Source organism: Pinirhizobacter sp., from assembly GCF_035317885.1.
Taxonomy (GTDB): domain Bacteria; phylum Pseudomonadota; class Gammaproteobacteria; order Xanthomonadales; family Rhodanobacteraceae; genus Pinirhizobacter.
The window spans coordinates 1-4720 of sequence record NZ_DATHFX010000341.1 but is presented as its reverse complement, the minus strand read 5'-3'; the positions used below and the strand labels follow the sequence as shown (position 1 = coordinate 4720).

Annotated in this window: 5 protein-coding genes; 1 reads left to right on the top strand and 4 read right to left on the bottom strand. The window is 62.8% G+C overall.

From position 1 onward, the window contains the following. The 4 genes from VK519_RS11130 to VK519_RS11115 form a co-directional block, all read right to left on the bottom strand. The coding region (locus VK519_RS11130) for a hypothetical protein (protein WP_324349817.1) at window positions 1-965 on the bottom strand (965 nt) is incomplete at its 3' end. A gap of 58 nt (window positions 966-1023) precedes the next feature. Further along, complete coding sequence (locus tag VK519_RS11125; RefSeq protein WP_324349815.1) at window positions 1024-1728, bottom strand: hypothetical protein; 705 nt, start codon at window positions 1726-1728, stop codon at window positions 1024-1026. Between the two features lie 74 nt (window positions 1729-1802). Then, window positions 1803-2525, bottom strand: a complete 723-nt coding sequence (locus VK519_RS11120) for a hypothetical protein (protein WP_324349813.1) — start codon at window positions 2523-2525, stop codon at window positions 1803-1805. Between the two features lie 311 nt (window positions 2526-2836). Next, on the bottom strand, window positions 2837-3628 hold the full coding sequence (locus tag VK519_RS11115) for an AMP nucleosidase (protein WP_250626650.1): 792 nt from the start codon (window positions 3626-3628) through the stop codon (window positions 2837-2839). Window positions 3629-3874: 246 nt separating this feature from the next. On the opposite strand from VK519_RS11115, the gene VK519_RS11110 reads away from it, so the two are divergent. Continuing rightward, window positions 3875-4720, top strand: an 846-nt coding sequence (locus VK519_RS11110) for a DegV family protein (protein ID WP_324349810.1), incomplete at its 3' end; no start/stop codon positions are given.

Below are 4720 nucleotides of genomic sequence, written 5' to 3'. Positions count from 1 at the left end.
TCATCGTCGCCGTACACAACGGTTCGGAAACTGTAAAGCGCCTCGGGTGAGATCGATAGGGCGCGATTGGCCGCATCGACTTCGGGGGCACCGGACGGCGCAAACCTGATGGCGAACCGATTTTCCACCATCATGCGACTATCTTCCCGGGTCGCTTCGAGTAAGACATCGCGCGACGGGCGCCTGTTGACGACATCGCTATAGATGTCTTGCCGGAACTTTGTTAACTGCGTCTCAAATTGTGTGATGAGTTCGGCTGCGGCTTGACCGTCGGTCGGGAGGAACGCCGGTTGGGAGGGTGCTTCGGCGCGCGACAAGGTGGCGGCTGCAACGCGTGCCATGGAGAACTTCGCCGGTTGGCCGACGTTTTCACTTACGGGAGCCACCGACGCCTCCCGGGCCTGCAACTCGGCCTTGCGGTTTCGAACGATATTGGCAAGGTGATTGACGACCGGACCAGGAGTCTTCGTCGACTTGCCTGGTTGCATGGTTTGTGGGCGATCAATCGCTTCATCGCGGGAAGGCACGCGTTCGACATGGGGAAGGTTGTCGCGGGCCATCGGCTCCCAGACGACAGTGTATGGGTGCATACCCGTGCCCAGACGCTTTGGTATGGCAGCACGATCCAGGCGCTCGGGGGTCTGTGTCTTGTTCGATTCCGAGGCACGTTGTTCAAAGAAAGCCCGGTGCTTGGCGAAGTTCGCCTGATACCGGAGATCAGGCGTTTCAGCCGCTGACCTCGATGTCGTCGGGTTCGTCCCTCTGCCAGGTTCGGATGGAACCGGATGAGGTCCCGGGCGACACACTGGCTGCGGGCCCGCAATGGCTTGACGGACCGAAGCGTCACGCGGGACGTTCGCTACAGCCGACGGGTTCACTTTGCGGGCCACGACCCGATCGAGCTTGGCCTTCGTGTCGCTGGGATCGATCCGGGTGACAGGCGTGTCAAACTTTGCGGCCAGCATGGCCACACTTCCAAATGTCAGGGGCATGGGATACGTCCGTGTATTGAATGCAGCGTGACTAGATCAGGCGATGCGTGCGCGGAGGCGCGTAGTGATTTTCAACAACGAGTTTGGCCGGGGCCGAACGAACGGCGTGGATACCTTGCGATGCGATGCGAAGGGCCTCGTCCGGCCCGCACTCCCTCCGGACACGCGCAACATCTGCACCGATGCGCCGCGCCGCATTACCTCGCACCGAACCATCGAAGAGCTGCGCCGTAGTGGCGAGTTCATCCTGCAGGTCGCGCAGGGCTTTGGCCGTGTGCCGTTGAACGTCGTTTCCCTGCGAAGGCGCGGCGACTTGCTGCGATGCCTGCACCCAACCGGGCGAGGCGCCCATCCCTCTTGCACGCAGGTAGTCCTTTGCCAGGACGGTCGCCTTCTGCACGACCATGTCCGCGTGCTCAGGTGGAATCGACGTACCTGATGCAGGCACACCCGGCTGCGAGGATCGCCGTTCGGCAACAGCACGCTCCCTGCCATCCAGGCTGTTCCGGCGCTGTTCGAGCGAGGGATCGACACCCAACTCCATGGTCAAGGCAGTTCGACCTTCCTCGTGCGAGTGAAGGCGCACGAGCAGCGGCTTACCCGGCGCGTGGCCACTAACCTGGTCGACATGCTGAAAGGCCTTGGCGAAATGCACCTTGCTTGCCACGTATTTCACTGCGTCCCCAATGAGGGAGGCGAGCTTCGCGACGCCCGGAAGGCAGATAACTTGGGTCATGGGAACATCCTGTCGTAGGTGATGCGAGGGCCCGTAGTGCTCGTGAAACTGACGGATGCCGCTCCGAAAATTCGCTAGGCGTCGGGCGCAGAACCGGCGACGATGCGGGGCGGGACAGGCGGACGAACCGTATCCAGGACATCGCGATAAGCGCCGACGCGAAAGAGCTCGGCTCCCACCGACTGAACGAGACCGCGTATGCGAAGCACATCGGGATTGTCCCGCGCATAAGATACTTGCTGGCCCAAGATGCCAGTAGCGGTGTCGTCACCGTTCACGAGGGTCTGGAATCTGTAGAGCGCCTCGTCCGCCGTTGACAGGGCACGATGGCTACCGTCCGATCCGGGCGCGCCGGTTGGCACCGCGAAATGATTCATGATGGCCTGATGCGCAGGCGCCTCGCGCAGTGCAGCGAGGGCTTCATCGTGTCGTCCTTCGTTGTTCAGCACGGCGGCGCGCGTGATCGCATGACGATAGGTGGCAGTGATGTCGCCATCAAACCGAATAAGCGCTTCGAGCAGACCATCGCGTGATGGGTGGCCATGCACGACGTCGGTGTTGGCGTCCAGTTGCACCTTATGCAATTGGTCGTCGGCGCGCGCGATGAGTGCGGTTACGCCGCGAGCGAGGTTCGCCTGCCATCCTGCGTGCAGGATGTCAGGATTGAACGCGGCGTCGTCACCCGCCGCCGCCACTCGTGTCGGGACCAAGGTGGCCAGGCCCGTGGCAAGGATCGTTCCAGCCCGTGCCTTGTCACCGCTTCGAAGCGCCGCATTGGCGTTCTTGACGGTGTCCATGGCAAAGTCGCGCCTTACACCCGCTTCCCGGCGAGCCACGCCGAGCATCACATCCCTGACCCTGGAATAGGAAGGCGGTGATGTGGGAATGGCCGGACGTCCTGACGCGCCGGCGCCAGCCTGACGCACATTCCCCAACTGGGCGCCAACACTCGAACCTTGCGACCTGGTTGATGAGAATACGCGTGGTAATACACGCTGGAGCATGCTGGAAGCAGAAGAAAGAATGGAAGGCACATCGACATCCATGTCGGAGGAAGAATCATCCTAGCCCGCATCCTCCACACCCGCTTCCACGTTTCGCCTAAACCCTACTCAAGCGAATTCTCATCCTCGAACCGCAGGTGCTTCATGCTTCGCCCGTGCCTGCGCACCAGTTTCAGCGCCTCGATGCCGATGCGGATGTGGCGTTCGACATAGTTGGTGGTGACGGCAAGATCGCTCTTCTCCGTCTTGATGCCTTCGGGAATCATCGGCTGGTCGGACACCAGCAGCAGTGCGCCGACGGAGATCGAGTTGGCGAAGCCGGCAGCGAAGATGGTTGCTGTTTCCATGTCCACGGCCATCGAGCGGGTGCGGCGCAGGTATTCCTTGAACGCCTCGTCGTGCTCCCACACCCGGCGGTTGGTGGTGTACACGGTGCCTGTCCAGTAGTCGTGGCCGAGGTCGCGGATCATGGTGGACACCGCGCGCTGCAGCTGGAAGGCCGGCAGCGCCGGCACCTCGGGCAGCAGGTAGTCGTTGGAGGTGCCTTCGCCACGGATGGCGGCGATGGGCAGCACCAGGTCGCCGATGGCGTTCTTTTTCTTCAATCCCCCGCACTTGCCCAGGAACAGTACCGCCTTGGGGCCGATGGCGCTCAGGAGGTCCATCACCGTGGCGGCATTGGGGCTACCCATGCCGAAGTTGATCAGGGTGATGCCGTCGGCCGTGGCGTTGGGCATCGGCCGGTCCCGGCCCTTCACATCCACGCCGTTCCACTCGGCGAAGCGCTCGACGTAGTGTCCAAAGTTGGTGAGGAGGATGTGCTCACCGAATTCCTCGAGCGCAGTCCCGGTGTAGCGCGGCAGCCAGTTGCTGACGATCTCTTGCTTGGTCTTCATGTTTTCCAGCTTTTTCTGGCACCGAACCGATCGGTGCCGGCACCGGCGACGCCACGCCGGCAGGGGCCATTTAATTGTCTCGGGCAGGATACGCCTTGCCCGGCCGGGGCGCGAGGGGGCTGGGGGTCAGAGTAATTACTCTGACCCCGTGGCGACATGCGCGGCGATGCCCGGGATCGCACGTTTCCGGCGTCGGGCGTGCTACCGTTCGCTCGAACGCGCCAGGGCTTCGAGTCGGGGGACACCATGCGAATCGGCGTAGCGATCGACGCGGCCTGCGACCTGCCGCGGGACTTCATCGAAAGGAACCACATCACGGTGTTGCCGATCACCATCAAGGTGGACGGCCAGACCTTCCTGGACGACAGGAACGCCGCCGAAACCCAGCGTTTCATCGACCAGAACATGGGTAGCCGCGCCCACGACGCAGAAACCGAACCCAGCAGCGTAGAGCACGTGCAGCGGGTGTTCCTGGACAGGATGGTGGTGGATTTCGACTGCGTGATCTGCCTGACCATCACCGCCACGCGCAGCCCGATCTACGACAATGTGATCCGCGCCAGCTTCGCCATCCTCAAGCACTATCGCCCCATCCGAGAAGCGGCGGGCAACCGCCAGCCGTTCCTGATGCGCGTGGTGGATACCCGGAATATCTTCGCCGGCGCCGCGGCGCCGGTGGTGGAAGCGGTTCGGATGATCGCCGCGGGCGAATCGCCGCAGCAGATGCGCGAGCGTGCGGCGCACATCTCCAACAACGCCTACGGGTACATGCTGCCGCGCGACCTTTACTACCTGCGTGCGCGGGCCAAGAAAAAGGGTGACCGCAGCGTCAGCATGTTCAGTGCCATGCTGGGATCGGCGCTGGATATCAAGCCGCTGCTGCGTTGCTACCGGGGTGAAACCGGCCCGGTGGGCAAGATCCGCGGCTTCGAGCACGGCGCGCAAACGCTTTTCGAATACGCCGCCAAGCGCGTGCAGGCAGGCCTGCTGGTGCCGGCGATGAGCCTGTCCTACGGGGGCGAGCTGGATGTGATGCGCAACCTTCCCGGCTACGAGATTTTGCTCAAGACCTGCGAGGGTGCCGGCGTGGAG